This window comes from Paenibacillus sp. 598K (genome assembly GCF_003851045.1).
Classification (GTDB): domain Bacteria; phylum Bacillota; class Bacilli; order Paenibacillales; family Paenibacillaceae; genus Paenibacillus_D.
In genome coordinates, this window is the sequence record NZ_BFBX01000383.1 from 1 (window position 1) to 274 (window position 274).

General features: G+C 69.7%; 1 protein-coding gene. It reads left to right on the plus strand.

Going from position 1 to position 274, the window contains the following annotated elements; translation table 11 throughout:
- The coding region (locus PA598K_RS35565) for a penicillin-binding transpeptidase domain-containing protein (protein ID WP_260405777.1) at positions 1-274 on the plus strand (274 nt) is incomplete at both ends.

Sequence of the window (274 nt, forward strand, 5' to 3'; positions counted from 1 at the left end):
GGCCTTCAGCGTGCTGGCCAGCGGCGGCGTCCGTCATGAGCCGATCGCCATCCTGCGTATCGAGAGCCGCAGCGGCGAGGTGCTATACGAGGCGCACCCCGAGGCCGAGCCGGTGGTCGACCCGGCAGCCGCCTATGTCCTGACGACGCTCATGGAGAGCGTGTTCGAGCCGGGCGGCACGGCCAATCGCGTCTCGGCGCTCATCAAGCGTCCCGTCGCCGGGAAGACGGGCACGACCAACACCGATGCCTGGCTCGTCGGCTATACGCCGGAG